Raw genomic sequence first — 528 nt, forward strand, 5'->3', positions numbered from 1 at the left:
CCTGCCCGATATCGGGCAGGATTCTTGCGAAACGGGGCGGCTCACCGCAGTATCTACGAGTGCTCGATCGCCGCATGTCCCACGATGACCTCATCGACCATCTGGTGCGCAGTACGCCGCTCAGCCGCGGCGAGGCCGCCCGGGTGGTACTGGACGTGCTGGCGTACTTCGACGAGACGACCGAGGAGTTCGTCCGGCGCCGCCACCGGGAGCTGCAGTCCGGCGGGCTGGCGAACGCGGACATCTTCGAGCGGATCACGGCCGAGCTGCCGCACCGCGCGGTGGCGCCGCCCGACCTCTCGCTGCGCCAGCTGCGCCGCATCGTCTACGGCTGAGCCGAGCACTCATGAGCGACCCAACAGGGAGGGACTGACACCACCATGTGCGGAATCGTTGGATATATCGGGAAACGCGATGTGGCGCCACTGCTACTGGAGGGTCTGCAGCGCCTGGAGTACCGCGGCTACGACTCGGCCGGGATCGCCATCCACGCCAAGCCCGCCAAATCGGGGCAAGCAGCGCAATCCC

General features: G+C 67.4%; 1 protein-coding gene. It reads left to right on the forward strand.

The genetic code is table 11. The annotated features are described in order from the left end of the window. The first annotated feature begins 59 nt into the window (after window positions 1–59). The gene (locus tag CCN51_RS50815; protein WP_043491517.1) at window positions 60–335 is read left to right on the forward strand and encodes a hypothetical protein; all 276 of its coding nucleotides are present in this window, start codon (window positions 60–62) and stop codon (window positions 333–335) included. Window positions 336–528 lie beyond the last annotated feature (193 nt).

It is taken from the genome of Streptomyces milbemycinicus (genome assembly GCF_002154605.1).
In the GTDB taxonomy this organism is placed as follows: domain Bacteria; phylum Actinomycetota; class Actinomycetes; order Streptomycetales; family Streptomycetaceae; genus Streptomyces; species Streptomyces milbemycinicus.